Below are 24,671 nucleotides of genomic sequence, written 5' to 3'. Positions count from 1 at the left end.
ACGACCAAGGAGCGCACACGATGCTGGGCACCGTGACGATGTACAGCACCACCTGGTGCGGCTACTGCCGCCGGCTGAAGAGCCAGCTGGACCGCGAGGGGATCGCCTACACCGAGATCAACATCGAGGAGAACCCCGAGGCCGCCACCCTGGTGGAGAAGGCCAACGGCGGCAACCAGACCGTGCCCACGGTCGTCGTCGCCCCCAACGGCGGGGCCGAGGTCACCATGACCAACCCCTCCCTCGCCCAGGTCAAGCAGGCCCTGGTCCCGGTCTCCTGACCGCACCCGGTCAGGCCAGATCGGCCAGCGGTTCGCCGTACCACATCTCGATCAGCCGGGCCGCGATGGAGACGCCGGACGGGGGCAGCACCTCGCCGGCCTCGATCGCGGCCCGCAGCTCGTCCCGCGAGAACCAGCGGGCCTCCTCGATCTCCTCGCCGTCCACCTTGACCGCCGAGGTGACGGCCCGCGCCATGAAGCCCAGCATCAGGCTGGAGGGGAAGGGCCACGGCTGGCTGGCGACGTACTCCACCTCGCCCACCACGATCCCGGCCTCCTCGGCGACCTCCCGGATCACCGCCCGCTCCACCGACTCCCCCGGCTCCACGAAGCCGGCCAGCGTCGAGTAGCGCCCCTCCGGCCAGTGCATCTGCCGCCCCAGCAGCGCCCGGTCCTCCCCGTCGGTGACCAGCATGATCACCGCCGGATCGGTACGCGGATAGTGTTCTCCGCCACACGCCGGGCAGCGCCGGATGTGCCCGGCCGCCGCGATCACCGTGCGCTCCCCGCACCGCGAGCAGAAGCGGTGCGAGCGCTGCCAGTTCTCCAGCGCCACGGCGTGCACCAGCAGCTCGTTGTCGCGCTCCGACAGCAGCGGGGCGGCCTCCCGCAGCCCGGCCGGGCGCGCGGCGTCGTCCATCCGGCCCGGCAGCGCGTCCTTCTGGAGCGCGAAGTAGCGCACCCCGTCCGGATCCGTGCCCAGGAAGTAACGGTGCGCCTCGGTGAACGGCGCGTCGAAGGACGGCATCATCACCAGCTCGGTGCGGCCGTCCTCGGTCTCCTCGATCAGCGCCTGCCCGCCCGACACCACGAACACCCTGGTGGTGGGGTGGCTCCAGGCCGCCCCCAGCCAGGCCTCGTCGAGACGGTGCTCGCCGCCCCGGTCGATGCCGCCGTTGCCGGTGAGCGCGATCGGCTGGACGCCGTTGTCCGAGGTGCTTGCCATACCGGAAGCCTATCCGGGGTCGTTCGGCTCCCAGGACTCCTCCCCCAGCAGCAGCCGCTCCAGGCCGGCCCGCCCCGGCAGCACGGTGGGCCGTACGACCTCCCCGCTGCGTACGTACAGGAACGCCGCCGTCACCCGGTTCAGCGGCAGACCGCGCCGCTCCGCCCACGCCAGCCGGTAGATCGCCAGCTGGAGCGGGTCCGCCTCCTGCCGCCTGGCGGTCTTCCAGTCGATGATCTCGTACCGCTCGCCGCCCTGGTCGTCGGTGCGGTAGACCGCGTCGATCCGGCCCCTGATCACCCGGCCGGCCAGGGTCAGCTGGAACGGCGCCTCGATGCGGTACGGGGTGCGGCGCGCGTACGGGGTGCGGCCGAACGCCTCCTTCAGCGCCGCCAGCTCCCGCTCGTCCGCGATCACGTCCGCGTCGCCGCCGTCCTCCGCCGCGCCCGGCAGCTCGTCCGGGCCCAGCATCGGCAGCGGCAGCTCCTCGAAGCGCGACTCGACCCAGGCGTGGAAGCGGGTGCCGCGGCGGGCCGCCGGCTGCGGCGGGCGCGGCATCGGGCGGGCCAGCTCGCGGGCGAACCCCTCCGGGTCGGACGCCAGCCGCTGCACCTGGGTCGCGGACAGCGACACCGGCAGCGGCACCTCCCGTACGCCTTCCCTGGCCCGGCGCAGCTCGCCGGTGAGGGCGTCCAGGTCGCGGTCCCAGGACTCGACGGCGCGCCGTTCCTCCGCGGTGAGCTGCGGGGGCGGCCCCGGCGCGGCGGCGGGCCGCTCCTCGAAGCCCTCGCGCAGCAGGTCGAGCACCCGGTCGGCGGCGCTGCGGCGGCGCGCCAGCGCGACCGGCTCCAGCGGCAGTGGCCAGGCGCGTTCCTCGGTGGGTTCGGCGAGTGCCGGGTTCTCCTCGTCGTCCTCGGGGATCTCCGCCCACTGCTCGACCTCACCGTGCGCGGGGTCGCTCTCGCAGTGGGCGCGCAGCGCCTCCAGATAGGCGGAGGGGCCGCGTTTCTTCTTCTGGCTGGGCCCCCACCAGTGGCCGGAGCCCAGCAGCAGGCTGCGGGGGCGGGTGAAGGCGACGTAGCCCAGGCGCAGTTCCTCGTGCAACTGGTGTTCGGCCACCAGCCCGGAGTACGCCTTGTAGGCGGCGGCCGTCCAGCTCTCGATGGCGGGCAGGGTGGCGGCGTCGCCGCGCAGCGGGTGCGGCAGGGTGCGTGGGTGCTTGAGCCAGGAGTCGCGGGCCTGCGCGGAGGGGAAGCCGCCCTGTCCGGCGCAGAGTCCGGGGACGGCGACCACGTCCCACTCCAGGCCCTTGGCCTGGTGGACGGTGAGCACCTTGACGGTGTTCTCGTCGCTGGGCAGCGAGCCGTCCAGGCCCTTGTCGTACTGGGCGGCGGCGCGCAGGAAGGCGAGGAAGGCGGTGAGGCCGCCGCCGAGCCGCTCCCCGTCGACGGCGACGCCGGTGCGGCCGGCGGCGAAGGCGGCGGCCACGTCGAGGAAGGCGGTGAGGGTCTCGCGGCGTCGGGCCGCCAGCGCCTGCGGGGAGGCGGAGAGTTCGACCTCCAGCCCGGTGACGGCCAGCACCCGGTGGAGCACGTCCATGAGCGGGTCGGCCAGCGAGCGGCGCAGTTCGCGGATCTCGGCGGCCAGGTGCGCGAACCGCACCCGGGCCTCGGCGGAGAACGGCAGCCCGTCCTCGTCCGGGTCCTCGCCGATGAAGGTGTCCAGCGCGTCGGCGAGCGAGGTGGTCTCGGCGGGGTCGGTGCCCTCGACGGCGGCGGCCAGCCGGTCCTGGTCCGCGCCGGGGGCGGCGCGGCGCACCAGGATCCGCGCCCGGCGCCCGAGCAGTGCCAGATCGCGGGGGCCGACGCGCCAGCGGGGCCCGGTGAGCAGCCGGACCAGCGCGGCGTTGGCGGTGGGGTCGGCCAGCACCTCGCAGACGGCGACCAGGTCGGCGATCTCGGGCAGGTACAGCAGCCCGGAGAGGCCGACGACCTCGACGGGGACGCCGCGTTCGACGAGTTCCCGCTGGATCTCGGCGAAGTCGTTGCGGGTGCGGCACAGCACGGCGATCTCGCCGGGGGCCGTGCCGGTGCGCACGAGATGGGCGAGGGAGTCGGCGAGCCACGCCAGTTCGGCGGCGTGGGTGGGCAGCAGGGCGCAGTGCACCCGGCCGGCCCGCTCGGCGCCCTCGGCCGGGCGCAGCGGTACGACGGCGGGGTGCAGGGCGCGCAGCGGTGCGGCGAGGTCGTTGGCGAGGTGCAGGAGGCGCCCGCCGCTGCGCCGGTTCTCGCTGAGCGAGTGGCGGCGGGCGGGGGTGCTTTCCCCAAGCTCTTCGAGCAGGGGAGACCCCAAGGCGGCGGGGAAGTGGTCGGGGAAGTCGTCGAGGTTGGCGACGGAGGCGCCGCGCCAGCCGTAGATGGCCTGGCAGGGGTCCCCGACGGCGGTGACGGGGTGGCCGGTGCCCGGGCCGGCGCCGAACAGTCCGGCGAGCATGATGCGCTGGGCGACGGAGGTGTCCTGGTACTCGTCGAGGAGGACCACGCCGTACTCCTCGCGCAGCGCCCGGCCGACCTCGGGGACGTCGCGGGCGAGGGTGGCGGCCAGCGCGATCTGGTCGCCGAAGTCGATGAGGTCGCGGGCGCGTTTGCGGGCCCGGTACTCCTGGACGACGTCGAGGAGGTGGCCGCGGCCCTGCGCGGCCTCGCGGATGCGCCGCAGATCGTTGTTGGTGAGGGCGGTGGCGTCGAGCTCGGCGAGGAGCGCGCGGTCGAAGTCGCGCAGTCGCTCGGGCGGTACGAGGTGTTCGGCGAGTTCGCCGTCGAGGGCGATGAGATCGGTGACCAGGGTGGTGAACCCGGCGGCCGGCGCCTCGAAGGAGGCGGGCGCGGCGCGCAGCACCTCGGCGGCGAGCTGGAACCGTCCGGCGTCGGCGAGCAGCCGGGAGGCGGGCTCGATGCCCAGCCGCAGCCCGTGCTCCTTGAGGAGGCGTCCGGCGAAGGCGTGGTAGGTGGAGATCTGCGGCTCGCCGCCGGGCTCCCCCGTCTCGGTGGTCTCCTGGCCGATGCCCGCCTTGGCGAGGGACTTGCGGACGCGTTCGGCGAGTTCGCCGGCGGCCTTGTTGGTGAAGGTGAGTCCGAGGACGCGCTCGGGGGCGACCTGCCCGGTGCCGGTGAGCCACACCACGCGGGCGGCCATGACGGTGGTCTTGCCGGACCCGGCCCCGGCGACGATGGCCTGCGGTGCGGGGGGCGCGGTGATGCACGCCAGTTGCTCGGGGGTGAAGGGAATCCCGAGCAGCTCACGGAGCTGTCCGGGATGCGTCAGTCGTGCGGCCACCCGGAAGAGGCTATCGGCGACCGCTGACAACGGGGCCCGCGGGCCCTACCGGGTGGGGCGGCGCGGCGGATAGATCGTGAACCTGGTGGTGTCGAGGGCGAAGCCGAAGGGCTCCGGCAGTTCGATGGGGCGACCGAACTCCGTGGTGGTACGGGTGCGGTAGCCCTGGCCGTACGGCTGTGCATGCAGGTGGCTCGGGTGGTCTTGACCCGCCGAGGCTGACGCGGGGCTGACGCGTGCCCGCCTCGCGTCACTCCACCACCTGGCGGCCCTCCGTGCGGCCCGAACAGGAGGCGCGGAAGTGGCAGGTGCCGCACTGCTGGCCCGGGGTGGGGGTGAAGCGTTCGTCCAGGACGCGGCCGGCCGCCGTGGCCAGCAGGTCGCCGACCCAATCGCCCTCCAGGGGCGGCTGCTTCTGGACGGCCGGCAGCGTGTCGCCGCCCTCCTTCTTCGGGGCGCCCTGGCGCAGATGCACCAGCGAGGCGCCGCCGATCTCGGCCTCCCCGTGCCGTACGGCGAGCTGGTACACGGCCAGCTGCGGGTGCCGTTCCACCTCCGCCCTGGACGGTTTGTTGCGGCCGGTCTTGAAGTCGACGACGTACGCGCGGCCGTCCGCGTCCCGCTCGACGCGGTCCAGGGTGCCCCTGATCCGGATGCGGTGCTCGCCCGCCGCCAGCGTGACGTCGAAGTCCTCCTCCGAGGCGGCCGGCTCGAAGCCGGTCTGCCCCTGGAGGACGTGCCAGCGCACGAACCGTTCCAGGGCGGCGCGCGCCTCGTCGCGTTCCCTGCGCGACTGCCAGGGCGCTTCGAACGCGAGCCCTTCCCACACCACGTCCAGGCGTTCCATCAGGACGGCGAGGTCGGCCGGGGTGGTGCCGGAGGCCACCTCGTCGGCCAGCACGTGCAGCACGTTCCCGAAGCCCTGGGCCGTCGTCGCCGGGGCGTCCGCGTGCACCTCGCGTCCCAGGAACCACTTGAGCGCACAGGAGTTCACCAGCTCGCCCAGCGCGCTGGCGGACAGCGCCACCGGGCGCTCCGGGTCGCGCACCGGGGCCGCCGACAGCGTCTGCTCGCGCAGTCCCCACCAGCGCTGCGGGTGCGCGGCGGGCACCAGCGCGTGGCCGTCGCCGTCGCGCAGCGCCGCCAGCTTCGCCAGCCGGCGCGCCGCCGCCTCGCGGAGCGCGGGCGTCGCCCCGGGGTCGACGGTGCACGCCCGCAGTTCGGCGATCAGCGCGGACAGGGCCAGCGGGCGGCGCGGGCGGCTGCTCACGTCCTGCGGCTCCACGCCCAGTTCGGTCACGAACCGCGACGGCTGGTCGCCCTCGTCCGCGCCGCGCACCGCCGTCACGACGAGGCGGTCCCTGGCCCGGGTGGCCGCCACGTAGAACAGCCGGCGTTCCTCGGCGAGCAGCGCGCCGGGGGTCAGCGGTTCGGCGAGACCGTCGCGCCCGATGCGGTCCGCCTCCAGCAGGGAGCCGCGCCGCCGCAGGTCGGGCCACAGCCCGTCCTGCACGCCGGCCACCACCACCAGGGACCACTCCAGGCCCTTGGCGCGGTGCGCGGTCATCAGCCGTACGGCGTCGGGCCGTACCGCCCGCGCGGCCAGGGTGTCGGCGGCGATGTCGTGGGCGTCCAGTTCGTCGAGGAAGATCAGCGCGCCGCGTCCGCCGCCGCGCTCCTCGGCGCGGGCCGCCGCCTCGAACAGCGCGCAGATGGCGTCCAGGTCACGGTCCGCGTTGCGACCGCCCGCGCCGCCGCGCCGGGCGGCCCGCTCCAGCCGGTCGGGCCAGGTGGTGCCGGACCACAGCTCCCACAGCGCCTCCTCGGGGCTGCCGCCGCCCGCCAGCAGTTCGCGGGTCTTGCGCAGCAGCAGGCCCAGCTGCCGCGCGCCGCCCGCGTACCCCTGGTCGTGGGCGACCAGTCGCTCCGGTTCGGCCAGGGCCCGCGCCAGCAGTTCCCCCGAGGGGCTGGGGACGGAGACCCCGGCGGTGCGTTCCTCGTGGCGCAGCGCGCGCCCCAGGCGCCGCAGGTCGGAGGCGTCCAGGCCGCCCAGGGGGGAGGTCAGCAGGGCGGCGGCGGTCTCCGGGTCGAAGCGGGCGGCGGGTTCGGCGACGGCGCGCAGCGCGGTGAGCAGGGGCGCCACGGCCGGTTCCTGGCGCAGCGGCAGGTCGGCGCCGTCCACCTCCAGCGGCACTCCGGCGGAGGTGAGCGCACGGCGCACGGCGGGCAGCGAGCGCCCCCCGGCGCGGACGAGGACGGCCATCTCGCCCCAGGGCAGACCGTCCTCCAGATGGGCACGGCGCAGCAGATCGGCGATGTTCTCCAGCTCGGCGCCTGGCGTGGGGTAGGTGTACACCTCCACCGAGCCGCCCTCGCGCACGGCCGTCAGCGCGCGGTGCCGCCGTACCGCCTCGGCCGGCAGCCGGGCCAGCGGCATCCGCTGCGTCAGCAGCCGGGTGGCGTCCTGCACGGTCGCGGCCGAGCGCCGCCCGGTGGTGAGGACCGCCACCGGCGCCGGGTCGCCCGCCGCCGTACGGAAGGCGTCGGGAAAGCCGAGGATGCCGCCCACGTCAGCGCCCCGGAACGCGTAGATCGACTGATCCGGGTCGCCGAACACGATCAGGTCGCGCCCGCCTCCCCCTCCGGCGAGCGCGCCGAGCAGCGCGGCCTGGGCCGGGTCGGTGTCCTGGAACTCGTCCACGAACACCGCGTCGTACCGGGCCCGCACCCGGGCCGCGATCTCCTCGCGCTCCGTCAGCCGCACGGCGCCGCGCACCAGGCCCGCGTAGTCGAGCACGCCCTGGGCCTCGGTGACGTCCAGATACTCGGCCAGGAAGTGCGCCGCCGCCTCCCAGTCGGGCCGTTCGGTGCGGCGCGCGAAGTCGGCGAGCGTGCCGGGGCCCAGGCCCAGCTCGCGGGTACGGGCGAGCACCGCGCGCAGTTCGTCGGCGAACCCGCGCGTCGTCAGGCAGGCGCGCAGCTCGGCCGGCCACGGCACACGCGGCGGCAGCTCCAGCTGCCCGGCGAGCAGCTCCCGCAGGTACACGTCCTGTTCGGGGCCCGACAGCAGGCGCAGCGGCTCGGCGTACAGCTCGCGGTCCTGGTGCGCGCGCACCAGCGCGTAGGCGAAGGAGTGAAAGGTGGTCGCCTGCGGCGCGCCGCCGCCCATCCGGGCCGTCATGCGGTCGCGCAGCTCGGCGGCGGCCTTGCGGCTGAAGGTGAGCACCAGCACCCGCTCGGGGTCCGTACCGGCCGCGACCCGGGCGGCCACCGACTCCACCAGCGTGGTCGTCTTGCCGGTGCCGGGCCCGGCGAGCACGAGAAGCGGTCCGCCCGGATGCTCAACCACCGAGCGCTGGCTTGCGTCCAGTACAGGGGGGTGCGTGGTCAGGACCGGATCGCGCACCAGTCGGTACGCTCCGGAGGCCGGGGCATTCGGGGGCGCCTCACGGACGGAGTCCGGGGGCGGGACAGAGAGGCTCACGTGCATAGCGGATTCTCGCGGGGGGTCCCCTTGGGGATGGGATCGGGCGGCGGAGCGATGGGGAAGACGCTACGCCAGAGGGCGCGGTGCGCGCAGGGGAACCCCACGCCGCGCGACGGCGCGCGCCACGGGCGTACGGAGTGCCGCACTGTCCGTGAGGTCCCCCGTACGGACGGCGCCGGGCATACCGCCGGCGGCCCCGATGACGGAAGCTGGTGCCTGTGACCCGCCTGCCCGTACAGCCCTCAGCGTGTTTCGCCCGGACCGTCGTCCCGCGGCGTCCAGCGGGCCGCGGCCATGTCCAGGCGCGGTACGCCCGCCCCGTCGTACCGCAGCGGGGTTCCCTCGGCGCGGTAGTGCTCCAGCGCCCGCTGCTCGTGACCGGGCAGCGGCCTCCCGTCGGCGCGCACCACGCGCCACCACGGGGCGGCGCCGCCGTACAGGGCCATCGCCCGGCCGACCTGGCGGGGGCCGCCGGAGCCGAGCACGCCGGCGATGTCGCCGTACGTCATCACGCGGCCGGGCGGGACACGTTCGGCGGCGGTGAGCACCCGGTCGGCATAGTCCGGAAGTCGGTGGGCGGGGCTGGTCATGGCGCCCATGGTGCCGTATGTCACGGACAGTCCCCGGCCGGGCGTCACTCGTGCCACTATCGTCACAGTGACGAAGACCGAGGAAACGGCCAGTGATACGGGGCGAAGAAGAGGCGGAACGGCTCCCGTCGGAGCAGGCGCCGGGAGCTGACCAGGGGGAGGGGCCGCGCGACGCCATGAGTGGCCTGAACGGACAGTCACCGGCGCCCGCGCTGCGGCAGCCCCCGAAGAGCGGCAAACGGGCGAAGGCCGCCCGGCGGGCGAACACGGAGCGGCGCCGGGAGGCCAAGCGGCAGGCGTCCTCGGCGACCGAGCCGCACGCATCCGCGCGCACCGTGCCGCAGGCGCCGCCCGCACCCACCGACGCACCCGCGGCAGCGGCACCGGCGCGCGCATCAGCACCGCCGGCACCGGCTGCGGGACCCGCACCGGCCCCGCTCTCGGACCGCCTGGAGATCGACGAGCCGATCCTCGCCGCCCGCGTCCACCGCCCCGGCGACCTCATCCGCTCCCTGCTCGGCCTGCTCGGCATCGCCCTCGTCCTGCTCACCGCGACGTTCGCGGTGGGCACCACCGCGGGCATCGAGAAGGACATCAACGACAGCGCGGTCGGCGCCCCGCCGCTCCTCATCTCCTTCGCCGGCTTCGCCTCCTCGGTCGCCGTCCTCATCGTCCCGGTCGCCTTCGCCGTCGAACGGCTGATCCGCCGCGACGGCCTGCGCATCGCGGACGGGGTGCTCGCCGCCGTCCTGGCGCACGGCGTGTCCCTGTCCTTCAGCCTGTGGGTGGCCCGGGTCGCCCCCGAATCCATCCAGGACGCCCTCACCCGCGACGCCCCGGCCGGGGCCGGCCTCACCGACCCCGTGCACGGCTACCTCGCCCCCGTCATCGCCTACGCCACCGCCGTCGGCATGACCCACCGCCCCCGCTGGCGGCTGATCATGGGCGCGGTGCTCGTCCTGGACGCGGTGTCCGTGCTGGTCGCCGGGTACACCACGCTCTTCTCCATCCTGGTCACGGTCCTCATCGGCTGGACGATCGCGTACGGCACGCTCTACGCCGTGGGCACCCCGAACGTGCGTCCCACCGGCCAGCAACTCCTGGCCGGGCTGCGCAACGTCGGCTTCCGCCCGGTGAGCGCGCTGCGCACCGAGGAGGCGGCGGGCGCGGGGACCGCCGCGAGCGGCGACAGCGACGGTGACGGTGACAGCGACCGGGGACAGCTCACCCGCCGCTATCTCGTCACCCTGGAGACGGGTCCACCGCTGGACATCACCGTGGTGGACCGCGCCCAGCAGGCCCAGGGCTTCTTCTACCGCGCCTGGCGCCGGCTGACCGTCCGGGGCATCACCCAGCGCCGCAGCCTGCCCTCGCTGCGGCAGGCGCTGGAGCAGGAGGCTCTGCTCGCGTACGCGGCGATCGCCGCCGGTGCCAACGCCCCGAAGCTGATCGCCACCTCCGAGCTGGGCCCGGACGCCGTGATGCTGGTGTACGAGCACATCGGCGGCCGTTCGCTGGAGTCGGTGCCCTCCGACGAGATCACCGACGACCTGATGGAGGCGTCCTGGCAGCAGGTCGTCGCGCTCCAGTCGCGGCGCATCGCGCACCGCCGGCTGGACGGGCACTCGCTGCTGGTGGGGCGCGCCGGTGAGGTCTATCTGACGAATCTGCGCGGCGGGGAGATCGCGGCCGGCGACATCCCGCTGCGGATGGACGTCGCCCAGTTGCTGACGACCTTCGGCCTGCGCGTCGGTGCCGAGCGGGCGGTGGCCTCGGCCGTCTCCATACTCGGCCCGGACGTGGTGGCCGACAGCCTCCCGATGCTGCAGCCGATCGCGCTGTCCCGCACCACCCGCACCACGCTGCGTCAGCTGGGCAAGGAGCGTTCGGCGCGCGAACGGCAGGCCGTGCTCGACGCCGTCCGTGCCTACCGGGAGGCGCGCGGCGCGCTGCCCGAGGACGCCGACCGCAAGACCGTCAAGGCCGCCAAGCAGGCCGAGAAGCAGGTCATGGAGCAGGCGCTGGAGGACTCCAAGGAGACCGACCTGCTGTCGCTGATCCGGCAGGAGGTGCTGCTGGTACGGCCGGAGGCCGCCATAGAGCCGGCCCGGATGGAACGGGTCCGGCCGCGCACCCTGGTGTCGCTGATCGCCGCCGCCTTCGCCGGCTACTTCCTCATCACCCAGCTGGCCGAGCTGAAGCTGGACACGGTCATCGACAACGCCAACTGGTGGTGGGTGATAGCGGCTGCCTGCTTCTCGGCGCTGACGTACTTCGCGGCGGCCGTGAGCCTGCTGGGCTTCGTCCCGGAGAAGGTGCGCTATCTGCGGACCGTGGTGGCGCAGGTGGCCGGCTCGTTCGTGAAGCTGGTGGCGCCCGCCGCGATCGGCGGGGTGGCACTGAACACCCGCTATCTGCAACGTCAGGGGCTGCGCCCCGGGCACGCGGTGGCCAGTGTCGGGGCGTCCCAGCTGTTCGGTCTGGGCAGCCACATCACCTTGCTGCTGACCTTCGGCTACATGACGGGCACCGAGCACACGCCGAATCTCTCGCCGTCCCGCACGGTCATCGCGGGGCTGCTGACGGCGGCGGTGCTGGTGCTGATCGTGACCGCGATCCCGGCGCTGCGCAAAGCGATCTCGGAGCGGGTGCAGACCCTGTTCGCCGGTGTCGTCCCGCGCATGCTGGACGTGGTGCAGCAGCCGAAGAAGCTGCTCAGCGGCATCGGCGGGATGCTGCTGATGACGATGGCGTTCGTGCTGTGCCTGGACGCCTCGCTGCAGGCGTTCGGGGTGGAGCTGAGCTATCCGACGGTGGCGGTCATCTTCCTGGCGGGCAACGCGCTGGGCTCGGCCGCCCCGACCCCGGGCGGTATCGGCGCGGTCGAGCTGGCGCTGACGGGTGCGCTGGCGGCGTTCCGGGTGCCGTACGACTCGGCGCTGGCGGCCGTCCTGCTGTTCCGCCTGATGACGTTCTGGCTGCCGGTGCTGCCGGGCTGGCTGGCGTTCACGCACCTGACCCGTAAAGAGGCGATCTGACCGAGCTGACCGGGGCTCAGTCCCCGGGGCGCAGCACCATGCAGGTGGTGGTGGCGTGCGCGATCAGCTTGCCGCGCTCGTCGAGGACCTTGCCCTCGGCGGTGGCGGTGCGGCGCCCGGCGTGCAGGACGCTGCCGTGCGCGGTGAGGGTCTGGCCGTCGGTGCGTCCGGCCCGGATGTAGTTGACCTTGAGTTCCAGGGTCGTGTACGTGACACCGGCCGGGAGCGTGGAGTGCACGGCGCAGGCCATCACGCTGTCCAGCAGGGTGGCCGCGATGCCTCCGTGCAGGGTGCCCAGGGGGTTGGCGAAGTCCGGGCGGGTGTCGAGGGAGACGACGACGCGGCCGTGCTCGACCTCGTCGAAGCGCATGCCGAGGAGCCGCCCGATGTGCGGGAGGTCGGTGGGCTGTTCGCGCTGCACCCAGCGCATCAGGTCGAGCCCTGACATGGCGGCGAGGTCGATGGTGGACACGGGCTCTCCTCGGGTGGGTGGCACGGACGGGAAACTACCCGCCAGTAACGTACGGCTCCGCCCGCCCGGCCGACAAGTCCCCACCGCTCCCCCATCGCAGCGCAACTGCGAGCCACTTGACGGTTGCCACCTTGCAGATGCCAACCCATTCGGCCTAACCTGCCGCACATGCGTTCTTATACGATCGGCCGGGCCGCCCGGCTGCTCGGGGTCAGCCCCGACACCGTCCGCCGCTGGGCGGACGCCGGCCGGCTGCCGACCCGCCGCGACGAGGCCGGCAAACGGCTGATCGAGGGCCCCGACCTGGCGGCGTTCGCGGTGGCGCTGGCCGCCGAGGGCGCGGACGACGACGGTACGGACGAGCCGTACAGCAGCACCCGCAACGCCTTCCCCGGCATCATCACCGCCGTCAAGCTCGGCGATGTCGCCGCCCAGGTGGAGATCCAGGCGGGCCCGCACCGGCTGGTCTCCCTGCTCACCCGGGAGGCCGTCGAGGAACTCGGCCTCGCCGTGGGCATGGAGGCCACCGCCCGGGTCAAGGCGACCAGCGTCCACATCGACCGGGGGGAATGACCCGTGAAGAAGATCCGGCTGCTGGCCGGCGCGGCCCTGTCCGCCGTCCTCCTGGCCGGCTGCGGCAGCGGCAGCGACAGCGACGGCGCGAACGGCACCGGCAGCACCGGACTGACCGTCCTGGCCGCCGCCTCCCTCACCGACGTCTTCACCGAGGCCGCCGACCGCTTCGCGCAGGAGCACGAGGGCGTCACCGTGGAGTTCTCCTTCGCCGGCTCCCAGGAACTCGCCGCCCAGATCCAGCAGGGCGTCCCCGCCGACGCCGTGGTCACCGCCGACACCGCCACCATGGAGTCCGTCGCCGAGGAGACCGGCGAGCCCGCCGTCATCGCCCGCAACGAACTCGTCATCGTCACCCCGCCCGGCAACCCGGCCGGCGTCGAGGACCTCACCGACCTCGCCCAGGACGGCCTGCGCCTGGTGCTGGCCGCCCCCGAGGTCCCGGTCGGCCGCTACGGCGAGGAGATCCTGGACCGCGCGGGGGTGAGCGTCACCCCCGTCTCCCAGGAACCGAACGTCCGCGCCGTCCTCAGCAAGGTCCGGCTCGGCGAGGCCGACGCCGGACTCGTCTACGCCACCGACGCCGCCTCGGCGGGCGAGGACGTGCTCACCTTCCCCATCCCCGCCGAGCAGAACGTCATCGCCGAATACCCCGCCGCCGTACTCAACACCTCGGAACACCCCGACGAGGCCGCCGCCTTCGTCGCCTGGCTCGGCACGGAACCGGCCCGCGACCTGCTCACGGCGGCCGGCTTCGTCACCCCGTGAACAAGCGCGCGGTACCCCTGACCCTGCTCATCCCGGCCCTGCTGGCGGTGGCCTTTCTGCTGATCCCGCTCCTGGGGATCATCACCAGCGCACCGTGGTCGGGCCTCACCGAACGCCTCACCGACCCCGCCGTCACCCAGGCGCTGCGGCTGTCCCTGGTGGTGTCGCTGTGGGCACTGGTCATCTCGCTGCTGCTGGGCGTCCCGCTCGCCTGGCTGCTGGCCCGGGTACCGCTGCCCGGCAAGCCGCTCATCCGCTCCCTGGTGCTGCTGCCCATGGTCCTGCCGCCCACCGTGGCCGGTGTGGCCCTGCTCCAGGGCTTCGGACGGCGCGGCCTGCTCGGCGACTGGCTCGAATCGGTGGGCGTCACCCTCCCCTTCAGCACGGCGGGGGCGGTGGTGGCGGCGGCGTTCGTCGCCATGCCGTTCCTGGTCATCAGCCTGGAGGGGGCGCTCACCGGCATCGACCCGCTGTACGAGGAGGCCGCCGCCACCATGGGCGCCGGGACGCTGCGCACCCTGTGGCTGGTGACGCTCCCCATGGCGCGGCCGGCCCTGGTGGCCGGCGCGGCGCTGGCCTGGGCGCGGGCGCTGGGCGAGTTCGGCGCGACCATCACCTTCGCCGGGAACCTTCCCGGCACCACCCAGACCCTTCCGCTCCAGGTCTACCTGCTCCTCCAGAACGACCCGGCGGGCGCGACCGCCCTGTCCCTGCTGCTGCTGCTGGTGGCGGCGACGATCCTGTTCACGCTGCGCGGCCGCTGGCTGCCGGTGGGCGGCGGCGGGGGCGGGGGCGGCAGCCGCTGAGGGTCACCCACATGCGCCCCACCACATGCGGGTGGGGCGGGCGGCACCGGAAGATGGGCGTCCCTCCCGGACGGTATCCGGAAGGGACGCCGACCCGATGGGAGCCGTCCGATGATGCGTGTCCGCCTGGCAGCCGTCCTCACCACGCTGGCGGTGCTGCCGGCGGCGGGCTGCTCCGCCGGCGGCAGCCCCGAACGGGTCGCGGACACCACCACCCCACCCCCCTCGGGCAGCCCCGTCCCCACCGAAAGCCTCCCCGACTCCCTCACCGCCCAGAAACTGGAGTGGTCGGAGTGCGAGACGCCCGACTCCGCGCAGGGCGACAGCGGCGGCTCGCCCTCCCCGCTGCCGGACGGCGAGCCCTGGCAGTGCGCCACGATGAAGGCCCCCGTCAACTACGCGGACCCCGAGGGCGACACCCTCGACCTCGCCCTGATCCGCGCCCGCAGCACCGGCGCCGAGGGCGACCGGCTCGGCTCCCTCCTCTTCAACTTCGGCGGCCCCGGCGGCTCCGGCGTCGTCACCCTGCCGGCCTTCGGCAGCGACTACACCGAACTCGCCCAGCGCTACGACCTGGTGAGCTTCGACCCGCGCGGCGTCGGCGACAGCGACGGCCTGGTGTGCATGAGCGACAAACAGCTCGACGACTACTTCGCCGCCGACCCGGTCCCCTCCGGCGAGGCGGAGGAACGGGACTACCTCAACCGGCTGCGCGCCTTCGACAACGCCTGCGAGGCCGCCGCCGGACCGCTGCTCCCCCACCTCACCACCGTGAACACGGCCCGCGACATGGACCTGATGCGCCAGGTGCTCGGCGACAACAAACTGCACTACTTCGGGATCTCGTACGGTACGCAGCTGGGCGGCGTGTACGCGCACCTCTTCCCGCAGCGGGTGGGCCGGGCGGCCCTGGACGCCGTGGTGGACCCGACGGCGGACGCGCGCGAGGGCGCACTGGCGCAGACGAAGGGCTTCCAGCAGGCCCTCACCACCTACATGGAGAGCTGCGCCCAGAGCGAGAACTGCCCGCTGGGCAGCACCCCGCAGGAGGGCGAACAGAAACTCAAGGACTTCCTGGAGAACCTCAGGTCCCATCCGCTGCCCACCCAGGACCCGGACGGCCGGCCGCTCACCGAATCCCTGGCCTGGGGCGGGATCGCCCAGTCGCTGTACTCCGAGGACTTCTGGCCCTTCCTCACCCAGGGCCTGGAGGAGGCGATGGCCTCGGAGAACCCCGACGGCACCATCCTGCTGACCCTCGGCGACTCGATGAACGGCCGCAACCAGAACGGTACCTACTCCACCCTCCAGTCCTCCCTGGTGGCGATCAACTGCGCCGACACCGACCAGCGTTACGACGTCGCGGACGTCCACAACGCGCTCCCCGAATTCACCGACGCCTCCCCGGTCTTCGGCCCCGGCATGGCCTGGTCCCTGCTCAGCTGCACCGACTGGCCCGTGACCGGAACCCAGTCGCACCCGGACGTCAGCACCACGACGGACGCGACGCTCCTGCTGATCGGCACCACCGGCGACCCGGCCACCCCGTACGCGGGCACCCAGAACATGAAGGAGGCCCTGGGCAAGGACAAGGCGGTGGAACTCACCTACGAAGGCGAGGGCCACGGCGCCTACAACAGCGGCGACACCTGCGTGAAGGACACCGTCAACGCCTACCTCCTGGACGGCGACGTCCCCACGGACGGCAAGACCTGCCCCTGAATCCCCCGTCCACCCGCCCGGAAGAGCGACCGAAAAGCCCCACCCCCACGCCGCACGTCCAGCCACTCCCCCACGACAGACCGCCGTCCCCGGACCATGCCGCGCAGGACGAGGTCGTGCAGCGCATCGGCCTCGCCCGCGCCGATCTCCCGCAGGAAACCGCGGTAGGGGATGCCGACCTGCCGCTCGTAGGCAGTGACCGCCCCCGCGTACCAGCCCTCCGGGGCGCTCCCCGTCACCGGCCGGCCGGTGATGTCACCGAACGCGACCCGGTCCAGCCGACGGTCCGGACCGGGCTCCGCGACACCACACCCCTCGGCGGCCCAGCGGGCGATGCCCCGGGCCTCGTGGTCGGTGGCACCCTCCATGACGATGCCGAGATTCCGGGTGGAGACGGTGCCCGGACGGTCCGGAGCCGAGTAGGTACGCCCCTGCCGGTCCCGGCCGTTGATCCCGTACCGCGTCCGTATGATCTGGCCGTCCCACAGGCGGTACTCGCGATAGGTGCCGTAGTGCAGGCAGTCATGGGCGTACGAGCGCAGCAGATCCAGCGCCACCAGCTCCGGTGCCGGCACCACAGCTGAGGTGAGGTCCCCGTAGCGGGTGATGACCGCGCCCATCTGGCGGTGTCGGTATCCCTGGTCGGGGTAGTGAAAGCCCCGAACGCCTCCGGAAGCGCGGACCGTACGCCCACCCACACCCGGTCGATCGGCAGCAGGCCGGTCAGACCCAGTTCCCGGTAACGGATACAGAGCCGGGCCACTCCGGTACGGAAGATCTCCCATCCGGCCCCGTCGTCGTCCATGCTGTCCAGCACCCAGGGCAGCAGCGAGAACGTGAGATCGGGATGCGCCCGGTCCAAGCCGGCGCACGACCGGTGGGCGGCGAGGCGGGCTGCCAGTACGGCCCGCTCCTCCGGCGTGCCGACGAGATGTTCGTTGGGGGCGAGGTACGAGGTCGCCCAGGGGATCAGACGCGTTCGGACAGGATCAGGAGCCGGTGCGACTCCTGGAGTCCCGTGGGGAGTTCGGTCGGCGAGAACCATGTCGCCTCCAGGATTTCAAACGAGTCGGTCTTGACCGCGCCGCCGATGAGCTCGGCCTCGTAGGCCACTTCCACCCGCAGCTTGTAGCCGCTCTTGAGACGCACGAGCTGGTGGACGCGGACGGTCAGCCCGGTCTCCTCCCGCACCTCGCGGACGATGGTCTCCTCGAAGGTTTCCGACTTGTTGGCGTATCCGGTCGGAAGCCCCCACTGCCGCCCCTCCGGCCACATCCGGTGTTTCAGCAGCAACACCCGGCCCGCGTCGTCCCGGACGATCCCGGTGACCCCGACCATGAACTTCGCGTGCCACAGCCACAGCACCCGCCACTGGAGCGGCCCTCGGATGACCCGCCACAGGCGGGCGATCAGCTTCTTCATGGGGAGATCCCTTCGGGGAGTCTGATCGAGATCAGGCTAGGAGCGGGTGGGGCGGAGCGCCCGTCAACTTGCAGATACTTGCAGATGAATATGGCATCGCAGGCGCTCTTGACGAGAGAAGCCCCAGGCAGGACGGTAGTGCAAGTCACAGCAAGCGACTTCACAGCACTGGAGGCAGCCATGAAAGTGAAGTTCGTCGGCATAGACCCCGAGACCAACGGCAACCACTGCCCGACCGTCTGGACCGACACAGACAGTCAGGACATCCTGATCCAGGGCTACATCGCTGGCGATGCCCACAAGGCCGCCTGCGAGGCGACCAGTCCGGCTACGGCAACCGTGCCCGACAATGAAATGATCATCCGTACCCCGGCCCGTATGGCGCCGGCGCTGAGGGAGGCATGCGATGTCATCGAGCGTTCCGTCGTTCGGTGAACTGCTGGAAGGCTGCAAGCGGTCGGCCATCCATCTGGAAACGCGCGACACGTACTACAGCAACCCCCGGTTCGAAGAGTGGCGACAGGGGCACCGGGTCGACTGGGACGATCGCGACTCCTGGTGGCAGGAGTTCCATCAGCAGATCGCGGAGGCTGTGGCTCGGGGAGTGGTCGTACGACGCGCTCGGGTGGTGTCGGAGCCAGTTACCGAGTACATCCGCTGGGAGCACTACGTCACCCACGCCAACGTCGCAGCCGGCGAAGACGTGCGCTGGCTCCCCCGCCGTCAGGCCAGCGGCCTCAGCCTGCCGGGCAACGACTTCTGGGTCTTCGACGACCACACCGCCCGCGTCCATCACTTCTCCGGTGACGGGGACATCGTGGAGGACGAAGTGACCCACGATCCGGCTCTGATCGCCCACTGCGCCACCGGCTTCGAGCAGGTGTGGCAGCACGCGATCCCCCACGAGGCATACGCCATACGCTGATCCGCATGTCTCTCCCCCCGACATCCAGTGCACAGCGCGCCCGCGAGGATCTCGCCGCGCGGCTGCGTGAGCTGCGCCTGGATGCCGGAATCAACGGACGAACGCTGGCGGAGCGGTGCGGTTGGAGCGAGTCGAAGTCCTCCCGGATCGAGAACGCGAAGACCGCGCCCTCCGACGCCGACGTGCGCGCCTGGTGCGATGCGTGCCGGGTACCGGAGCAGGCCGCCGACCTGATCGAGGCCAATCGCCGGGCGGACTCCTTGTACGTGCAGTGGCGGCGACTTCAACGAACCGGCCTGCGCCGTTTGCAAGAGTCGTCCGTCCCGCTCTACCAGCGGTCCCGCGCGTTCCGGGCGTACTGTTCCAACGTTGTGCCCGGGTTCCTCCAGACACCGGGCTACGCGACCGCGCTGTTGGGCAATATCTCCCGCTTCCACGGAGCCCCTGATGATGCGGCCGAAGCGGCGGCGGCCCGGGTACGCCGCTCCGAGGTCATCCACCAGGCCAACCACCGATTCGCGCTCCTCATTGAGGAAACGGTGCTGCACTACCGCATCGGGAACGCCGAGGTCATGGCGGGGCAACTCGGCCATCTGCTGACTGCCATGTCTCTTCCCGCCGTCTCGCTCGGCGTCATTCCGGCCACCGCCGACCGTGAGGGCGCTGTCTGGCCGCTGGAGACGTTCACCGTCTTCGACGACCGGCAGGTGGTGGTCGAACTCCTCTCCGCCTCCGTGAATATCACTGAGCGGTCGGAGATCGGCCTCTACCTCAAGGCGTTCCAGGGCCTGTCGGAGCTCGCCGTGTACGGGGCACCCGCCCGCGCCCTCATCGTTCAGGCGCTGGAGGCGCTGGAACGGTGAGGCCCCGGGCGCCGAACGGCAAGCAGCAAGCCGCGCAAGCGGGCTGGGGTGGTGGTCAGTTCCACCTCAGGGCTGGCGCTCTCCCGTATCCGCGTCGAACCCGTCGGATCCGCAGCCAGTTCTATGCAGTTCTCGGTCCCGGGCTCGCTGAAACTCGACTTCAGCCACACGAGATCTGGCATGCTGAGCCCTCCTAGAGCAAGGGATAAAGGAGCGCCTGGATCAGCCCCAGGGAGTCCTTGAGCGTGTGGGCCTCCGGCCGCACGTCCGCATCGACCGGAGGCAGCGCTGACATGCGCAGACTACCGAACAGCCGGTGATAGCGATCCAATGCCTCCGCGTCCGCGAGGTACAACGACTCCTCGATATGGGGAACATAGACCGTGCTGAGTTCCCGCACTCGTGGAGCGGCCAGCGTGAAAGCGCTCCCGAAGGGCACAGGCCCGGCGAAGGGCAGCACCTGAACGGTCACGCGCGGGGAGCGTGACGCCTCGATCAGATGAAGGAGCTGTCCGCGCATCAGCTCCCTGCCGACGCCGAATGACATGTGGAGAGCCGCCTCATGGATGATCGCGTGGAGGCGAGGACCATCGCTGCCGAGGAGGATGCGCTGTCGCTGGACCTTGAACTCCACACCGAGTTCGGCCTCTTCCTGGGTGACCTTCGCGTGTCCGCCGCGATAGCTGGCCAAGGCATACTCGGGCGTCTGGAGCAGCCCCGGAATGAAGGTGGGTTCGTAGGTCAGCAACGTCTCGGCTGACGCCTCCAGTTCGGCGAAGTCCAGGAAGGCCGGGCGCAAGCGCTCACGGTACTCACTCCACCAGCCCTTGCCCGTCGCGTTGCCGAGGTCGATCAGCGCCTCCACGAACGGTTTATTTTTCAACCCCGCTGCGTCCGCGAGGCGGCGCAGTCGATCCGCCGAGAGACCCGTACGTCCGGATTCGATACCGCTCAACTGCGACTGCTTCATCGCCATCAACGCAGCAGCCTCGCCGGAGCTGAGGCCCGCCCGCAGGCGGAGCTTCTTGACTTCCGCACCGAACCGGCGATGCCGATAGCCGGGATTGGCTCGCAGACCCATCGCGCCTCGTTGCCCCTCGCTCTCAGCGGTCAAACCTTCACCGCATGGAACCTACACCTTCGAGAACAGCGCTTGGAAATTTCAAACCCTCACCGTACGGTGAGTGTGGCGTCCATCACTCAACACCCAACAGCCCATGGAGGTTTCTCATGTCTGTTCCCGATGTCTCGCCCGAGGAGTACGAGGAAGGCGTCCACGCCCTGGTCGTCGAGAATGCTCCGTGTCGGTTCGCGATCGTGCAGGGGTACTGGGTCGGGGACCAGCGCGACGCGCATGTCGCCGCGTGGGGGCTGCGGTTCGACGACGAGCAGGTGCGCATCCACGGTGAGGAGCGGGAGGCGTACAAGGTGTTCCCCACCGCCGAGACCGCGGCCACCTTCGTCTCCCGGGTCACCGAGGACGCCACACGGGTCGTGTGGGTGGATTCCGCCGCCAGGTAGCCTCCCCGGGGAGGTGGTCCTGTGCGGCGCGTTGTCGGGGCGGTGGTCGTGGGGTGCGTGCTGCTCGCGGGGTGCACCGCCGGGCCGGGGGTGGACGACGGCGGTCCGATACCCGGCGTCAACCAGCCCTCGCCCGCCCAGCAGGACCCCACCGGGCCGGAGTTGCCCGATGCCCTCACCCGGCAGGTGCTCGCCTGGGGCGACTGCCCGGCGCCCACCGCCGCACAGGGCGCGGGCCCCGCGCCGCGGGCGCTCGCCGACGGTGCGCCGTGGGAGTGTGCCGAGTTGACAGTGCCGCTTGACTACGCCGAGCCGGACGGCGAGACCCTGGGCATCGCGCTGATCCGGGTGGCGGCCGTGGAGGGGACGGAGCGGATCGGGTCACTCGTGTTCAATTTCGGCGGGCCGGGCGGTTCCGGGGTCGCAACGCTGCCCCGGGTGGCCGGCGGGTACGACACGCTGCGGCAGGGGTTCGATCTGGTCAGCTTCGACCCGCGCGGGGTGGGGGCGAGTTCGCCCGTGGTGTGCCGGGACGGCGCCGACATCGACGCTGCGGAGCAGGCCGACCCGGGGGTGCCGCGCGACCGCCGGGAGGGCGAGGAACTGGCCGCCAGGATCCGGGAGCTCGCCGCCGACTGCGAGGCCGCCGCCGGCCCGCTCCTGCCGCGGCTGCGCACCGTCGACGCCGCGCGGGATCTGGATCTGCTGCGCCAGGTGCTCGGCGACTCCCAACTGCACTACTACGGCGCCTCCTACGGCACCAAGCTCGGCGCCGTGTACGCGCATCTGTATCCCGGGCGGGTCGGGCGTACGGTCCTGGACGCCGTCGTCGACCCGACCCGGGACGTGGTGCAGCGGGCGCTGCTCCAGACCGAGGGGTTCCAGCTCGCGCTCGGCAACTACCTCGCGGCCTGCGGGCCCACCGGCGGCTGCCCCTCCCAGGAGGAGATCGCCGCCCTGCTCGACCGGCTGCGGGAGCAGCCGCTGCCGGCCGCCGGGCCGCGACGGCTCACCCAGTCCCTCGCCTTCACCGGCGTCATGTCCGCGCTGTACTCGGAGGGTTCCTGGCCCTATCTCACCCGCGCGCTGCGGCAGGCCCTGGACGAGGGGAACGGGGCGCTGCTGCTGGCCGCCGCCGAGCAGTACAACGGGCGCGGCGGCGACGGCGCGTACCGCAATCTGCACGCCGCCAACCGCGCCGTGAACTGCGCCGACTTCGCCTCCCGGCCCACCGTGGGCGACGTGCTCGACCACATGGCGGAGTTCGAGGAGGCCTCGCCCGTCTTCGGCCCGTACTTCGCCTGGGGACTGCTGTCCTGCGCGGGCTGGCCCGTGACCGGGGAGCGCGATCAGCCCCGGGTGCGCGCCGAGGGCGCCCGGCCGATCCTCCTGCTGGCCACCACCGGCGATCCGGCGACCCCGTACGCGGGTGCCGAACGGATGCGGGAGGCGCTGGGCCCGGGGGTCGGGGTGCTGCTGACCTACGCGGGCGAGGGGCACGGGGCGTACGGGTCCGGGGACGCCTGTGTCAGCGCCGCCGTGCACGCCCATCTGCTGGCCGGGGCCACACCGGACGACGGGGCCGAGTGCCCGTAGGCACCCGGCCCCGCTCGCCGTACCCCGCCGGGAGTGCCGTCAGTAGACGGGCTTCTCCGGCTCGATCTGGTTCACCCAGCCGATCACGCCGCCGCCCACGTGCACGGCGTCCGCGAAACCGGCGTTCTTCAGGACCGCCAGCACTTCCGCACTGCGGACACCCGTCTTGCAGTGCAGGACGATCCGCCGGTCCTGCGGCAGGTCCCCGAGGGCGCTGCCCATCAGGAACTCGTTCTTCGGGATCAGCCGCGCGCCCGGGATGGACACGATCTCGTACTCGTTCTGCTCACGGACGTCGATGATCTCGATCTTCTCGTCCGCGTCGATCCAGTCCTTCAGCTGCCGGGGCGTGATCGTCGAGTCCTTCGCCGCCGCCTGCGCCTCGTCCGAGACGACCCCGCAGAACGCCTCGTAGTCGATCAGCTCGGTCACCGTCGGGTTCTCGCCGCACACCGCGCAGTCCGGGTCCTTGCGGACCTTGACCTGGCGGTAGGTCATCTCCAGGGCGTCGTAGATCATCAGCCGGCCGACCAGCGGGTCGCCCGTACCGGTCAGCACCTTGATCGCCTCGGTCACCTGGATGGAGCCGATGGACGCGCACAGCACGCCCAGCACGCCGCCCTCGGCGCACGAGGGGACCATGCCCGGCGGCGGCGGCTCGGGGTACAGGCAGCGGTAGCAGGGGCCGTGCTCGGACCAGAAGACCGAGGCCTGGCCGTCGAAGCGGTAGATGGAGCCCCACACGTACGGCTTGCCGAGCAGCACGCACGCGTCGTTCACGAGGTAGCGGGTGGCGAAGTTGTCCGTGCCATCGACGATCAGGTCGTACTGGCTGAACAGCTCCATCACGTTGGAGGAGTCGAGGCGCTCGTCGTGGATGTTGACCTGGACGTACGGGTTGATGCCCTGCACCGTCTCCATGGCCGAGACGGCCTTGGGACGGCCGATGTCCGCCTGGCTGTGGATGATCTGCCGCTGGAGGTTCGACTCGTCGACCTCGTCGAACTCGACGATGCCGAGGGTGCCGACACCCGCCGCCGCCAGGTACATCAGCGCGGGCGAGCCGAGGCCGCCGGCCCCCACCGCGAGCACCTTGGCGTTCTTCAGCCGTTTCTGCCCCGCCATCCCCACATCCGGGATGATCAGATGGCGGGAGTACCTGCGGACCTCGTCGACGGTGAGCTCGGCGGCCGGCTCGACCAGGGGTGGCAGCGACACGGGGACTCCGATGGTCATAGGGACAGACGTTCTGCGTACAACAGTGCCACGGTGCCGGGCATTCCGAGACGGGCGTCCTGGTACGTGAGACGCCCGTCCCGGAACCGCTTTCCTACAGGCGGCAGGCGGCCTCCATCCAGATGTCGGCGAGTGATTCCTCCAGGCCGATCCGGGCCCGCCAGCCGAGCCGGTCGCGGGCGGTGCGCACGTCCGCCTGCTGCCAGGCGCCGCACCCGTCGGGGTACGGGCCGGGCTGCGGCGGCGGCACCGGCAGGGCCGCCGACTCGGGGCCGCGCTGCGCGGGCGGGCCCAGCGGCGCGTCCAGTTCGTGCAGTGCGCCGCCGTAGCCGGAGATCCGGGCCAGCGCCGTGGCCGCCTCGCGCAGCCGTACCGCGTGGCCGGTACCGATGTTGACGACGCCCTGCGCCGCCGAGAGCGTGGCGGCGTGCACGGCGCGCGCGACATCGCGGACGTCCACGAAGTCCCGCTGGACGCCGAGCCCGGTCAGCTTCAGCTCGCTGTCGCCGTGCTGCATGGCCCGCCGCAGCGAGTCCGCGAGCCGGCCCAGCGGCGAACCCGCCGGGGTGCCGGGCCCGGTCGGCGAGAACACCCGCAGCACGATCGCGTCCAGGCCCGAGCCGAGGACGAGTTCGGTGGCGGCGAGCTTGCTGACGCCGTACGGGCCGCCCGGGCGGGCCAGGGCGTCCTCGGCGATCGAGGAACCCGGCTGGGAGGGCCCGTACTCGGCCGCGCAGCCGATGTGCACCAGCCGCGAGCGGCAGCTGCTGCGCCGCACCGCCTCGCACAGGGTGGCGGTGGCCACGGTGTTCTGCCGGGTCAGCTCGCTGGCGGTGCCCCGGATCGCGCCGGCGCAGTTGATGACGACGCCCGGGTGCACGGCGTCCAGGAAGCGGGTCAGGGCGCCGGGGCTGCCGGTGGCGAGGTCGAACCGTACGTCGGCCTCGTCGCCGCGGCCCAGCGCGGTGAGGTGGACGGCGGGGTCGGCGAGGAGCCGTTCGGCGACGAAGCGGCCGACGTAGCCGCTGGCGCCCAGCAGGAGGACTCTCATCGGATCGTCTCCCCTGCGGTGAGGTCACGGGTGAGGGG

The 24,671-nt window shown here is 72.5% G+C and carries 22 protein-coding genes; 11 read left to right on the top strand and 11 right to left on the bottom strand.

Features of this window, described 5'->3' with window-relative positions:
- The first annotated feature begins 20 nt into the window (after window positions 1–20).
- A complete protein-coding gene (locus ACTFAP_RS19670) occupies window positions 21–281 on the top strand; it encodes a mycoredoxin (protein ID WP_500466995.1) in 261 nt (86 codons plus the stop codon).
- Between the two features lie 10 nt (window positions 282–291).
- On the opposite strand, the gene nudC is transcribed toward ACTFAP_RS19670, so the two are convergent.
- The 4 genes from nudC to ACTFAP_RS19650 all read right to left on the bottom strand — a co-directional run bounded on the left by nudC (window position 292) and on the right by ACTFAP_RS19650 (window position 8,640).
- Entirely contained in the window at window positions 292–1,227 is a 936-nt protein-coding gene (gene nudC / locus ACTFAP_RS19665; RefSeq protein WP_030737259.1) for an NAD(+) diphosphatase, read from the bottom strand.
- A gap of 9 nt (window positions 1,228–1,236) precedes the next feature.
- On the bottom strand, window positions 1,237–4,563 hold the full coding sequence (locus tag ACTFAP_RS19660; RefSeq protein ID WP_500466994.1) for an ATP-dependent helicase: 3,327 nt from the start codon (window positions 4,561–4,563) through the stop codon (window positions 1,237–1,239).
- A gap of 250 nt (window positions 4,564–4,813) precedes the next feature.
- Window positions 4,814–8,053, bottom strand: a complete 3,240-nt coding sequence (locus ACTFAP_RS19655; RefSeq protein WP_500466993.1) for an ATP-dependent helicase — start codon at window positions 8,051–8,053, stop codon at window positions 4,814–4,816.
- Between the two features lie 239 nt (window positions 8,054–8,292).
- Window positions 8,293–8,640 carry an MGMT family protein gene (locus tag ACTFAP_RS19650; RefSeq protein WP_500466992.1) on the bottom strand — a complete coding sequence of 116 codons (348 nt, stop codon included), beginning with the start codon at window positions 8,638–8,640 and terminating at the stop codon, window positions 8,293–8,295.
- 176 nt (window positions 8,641–8,816) lie between these two features.
- On the opposite strand from ACTFAP_RS19650, the gene ACTFAP_RS19645 reads away from it, so the two are divergent.
- Window positions 8,817–11,678, top strand: coding sequence for a lysylphosphatidylglycerol synthase transmembrane domain-containing protein (locus tag ACTFAP_RS19645; RefSeq protein ID WP_500466991.1), 2,862 nt, complete (start codon window positions 8,817–8,819; stop codon window positions 11,676–11,678).
- 16 nt (window positions 11,679–11,694) lie between these two features.
- Here ACTFAP_RS19645 and ACTFAP_RS19640 read toward each other — a convergent pair whose 3' ends face one another.
- A complete protein-coding gene (locus ACTFAP_RS19640) occupies window positions 11,695–12,150 on the bottom strand; it encodes a PaaI family thioesterase (protein ID WP_500466990.1) in 456 nt (151 codons plus the stop codon).
- A gap of 168 nt (window positions 12,151–12,318) precedes the next feature.
- Between ACTFAP_RS19640 and ACTFAP_RS19635 the strand changes: the two genes are divergently transcribed.
- The 4 genes from ACTFAP_RS19635 (at window position 12,319) to ACTFAP_RS19620 (ending at window position 16,019) form a co-directional block, all read left to right on the top strand.
- Window positions 12,319–12,723, top strand: a complete 405-nt coding sequence (locus ACTFAP_RS19635) for a TOBE domain-containing protein (RefSeq protein WP_200364616.1) — start codon at window positions 12,319–12,321, stop codon at window positions 12,721–12,723.
- A gap of 3 nt (window positions 12,724–12,726) precedes the next feature.
- Window positions 12,727–13,491, top strand: coding sequence for a molybdate ABC transporter substrate-binding protein (gene modA, locus ACTFAP_RS19630; RefSeq protein WP_500466989.1), 765 nt, complete (start codon window positions 12,727–12,729; stop codon window positions 13,489–13,491).
- Window positions 13,488–14,297, top strand: coding sequence for an ABC transporter permease (locus ACTFAP_RS19625; protein WP_500466988.1), 810 nt, complete (start codon window positions 13,488–13,490; stop codon window positions 14,295–14,297). Before modA ends, ACTFAP_RS19625 begins: the two co-directional genes overlap by 4 nt.
- Before the next feature lie 111 nt (window positions 14,298–14,408).
- Window positions 14,409–16,019, top strand: coding sequence for an alpha/beta hydrolase (locus ACTFAP_RS19620; RefSeq protein ID WP_500466987.1), 1,611 nt, complete (start codon window positions 14,409–14,411; stop codon window positions 16,017–16,019).
- Here the strand turns inward: ACTFAP_RS19620 and ACTFAP_RS19615 are convergent.
- Both ACTFAP_RS19615 and ACTFAP_RS19610 read right to left on the bottom strand, forming a co-directional pair.
- Window positions 15,971–16,639 carry a hypothetical protein gene (locus ACTFAP_RS19615; RefSeq protein WP_500466986.1) on the bottom strand — a complete coding sequence of 223 codons (669 nt, stop codon included), beginning with the start codon at window positions 16,637–16,639 and terminating at the stop codon, window positions 15,971–15,973. The genes ACTFAP_RS19620 and ACTFAP_RS19615 overlap by 49 nt on opposite strands.
- 349 nt (window positions 16,640–16,988) lie before the next feature.
- Window positions 16,989–17,441, bottom strand: a complete 453-nt coding sequence (locus ACTFAP_RS19610) for an NUDIX domain-containing protein (RefSeq protein ID WP_500466985.1) — start codon at window positions 17,439–17,441, stop codon at window positions 16,989–16,991.
- 180 nt (window positions 17,442–17,621) lie between these two features.
- Between ACTFAP_RS19610 and ACTFAP_RS19605 the strand changes: the two genes are divergently transcribed.
- Genes ACTFAP_RS19605 through ACTFAP_RS19595 form a run of 3 tightly spaced genes read left to right on the top strand, consistent with a single transcriptional unit; the run spans window position 17,622 to window position 19,229 of the window.
- On the top strand, window positions 17,622–17,876 hold the full coding sequence (locus tag ACTFAP_RS19605) for a hypothetical protein (RefSeq protein WP_500466984.1): 255 nt from the start codon (window positions 17,622–17,624) through the stop codon (window positions 17,874–17,876).
- Window positions 17,848–18,366, top strand: a complete 519-nt coding sequence (locus tag ACTFAP_RS19600) for a DUF6879 family protein (RefSeq protein ID WP_500466983.1) — start codon at window positions 17,848–17,850, stop codon at window positions 18,364–18,366. The genes ACTFAP_RS19605 and ACTFAP_RS19600 overlap by 29 nt, the downstream gene beginning before the upstream one ends.
- 5 nt (window positions 18,367–18,371) lie before the next feature.
- Complete coding sequence (locus ACTFAP_RS19595; RefSeq protein ID WP_500466982.1) at window positions 18,372–19,229, top strand: helix-turn-helix domain-containing protein; 858 nt, start codon at window positions 18,372–18,374, stop codon at window positions 19,227–19,229.
- Here ACTFAP_RS19595 and ACTFAP_RS19590 read toward each other — a convergent pair.
- A complete protein-coding gene (locus tag ACTFAP_RS19590; RefSeq protein WP_432744072.1) occupies window positions 19,202–19,411 on the bottom strand; it encodes a DUF397 domain-containing protein in 210 nt (69 codons plus the stop codon). The genes ACTFAP_RS19595 and ACTFAP_RS19590 overlap by 28 nt on opposite strands.
- An 11-nt stretch (window positions 19,412–19,422) precedes the next feature.
- On the bottom strand, window positions 19,423–20,310 hold the full coding sequence (locus ACTFAP_RS19585) for a helix-turn-helix domain-containing protein (protein ID WP_500466981.1): 888 nt from the start codon (window positions 20,308–20,310) through the stop codon (window positions 19,423–19,425).
- Between the two features lie 149 nt (window positions 20,311–20,459).
- Between ACTFAP_RS19585 and ACTFAP_RS19580 the strand changes: the two genes are divergently transcribed.
- On the top strand, window positions 20,460–20,750 hold the full coding sequence (locus ACTFAP_RS19580; RefSeq protein ID WP_500466980.1) for a hypothetical protein: 291 nt from the start codon (window positions 20,460–20,462) through the stop codon (window positions 20,748–20,750).
- 21 nt (window positions 20,751–20,771) lie between these two features.
- A complete protein-coding gene (locus ACTFAP_RS19575; RefSeq protein WP_500466979.1) occupies window positions 20,772–22,346 on the top strand; it encodes an alpha/beta hydrolase in 1,575 nt (524 codons plus the stop codon).
- Between the two features lie 39 nt (window positions 22,347–22,385).
- Here the strand turns inward: ACTFAP_RS19575 and moeZ are convergent, their stop codons facing one another.
- Both moeZ and ACTFAP_RS19565 read right to left on the bottom strand, forming a co-directional pair.
- A complete protein-coding gene (gene moeZ / locus ACTFAP_RS19570; RefSeq protein ID WP_030737285.1) occupies window positions 22,386–23,564 on the bottom strand; it encodes an adenylyltransferase/sulfurtransferase MoeZ in 1,179 nt (392 codons plus the stop codon).
- A 112-nt stretch (window positions 23,565–23,676) separates the two neighbouring features.
- Window positions 23,677–24,633, bottom strand: coding sequence for an NAD-dependent epimerase/dehydratase family protein (locus ACTFAP_RS19565; RefSeq protein ID WP_390117306.1), 957 nt, complete (start codon window positions 24,631–24,633; stop codon window positions 23,677–23,679).
- Between the last annotated feature and the right edge of the window lie 38 nt (window positions 24,634–24,671).

It is taken from the genome of Streptomyces sp. PH9007 (genome assembly GCF_059813725.1).
This window is presented reverse-complemented; position numbering and strand designations above follow the sequence as displayed.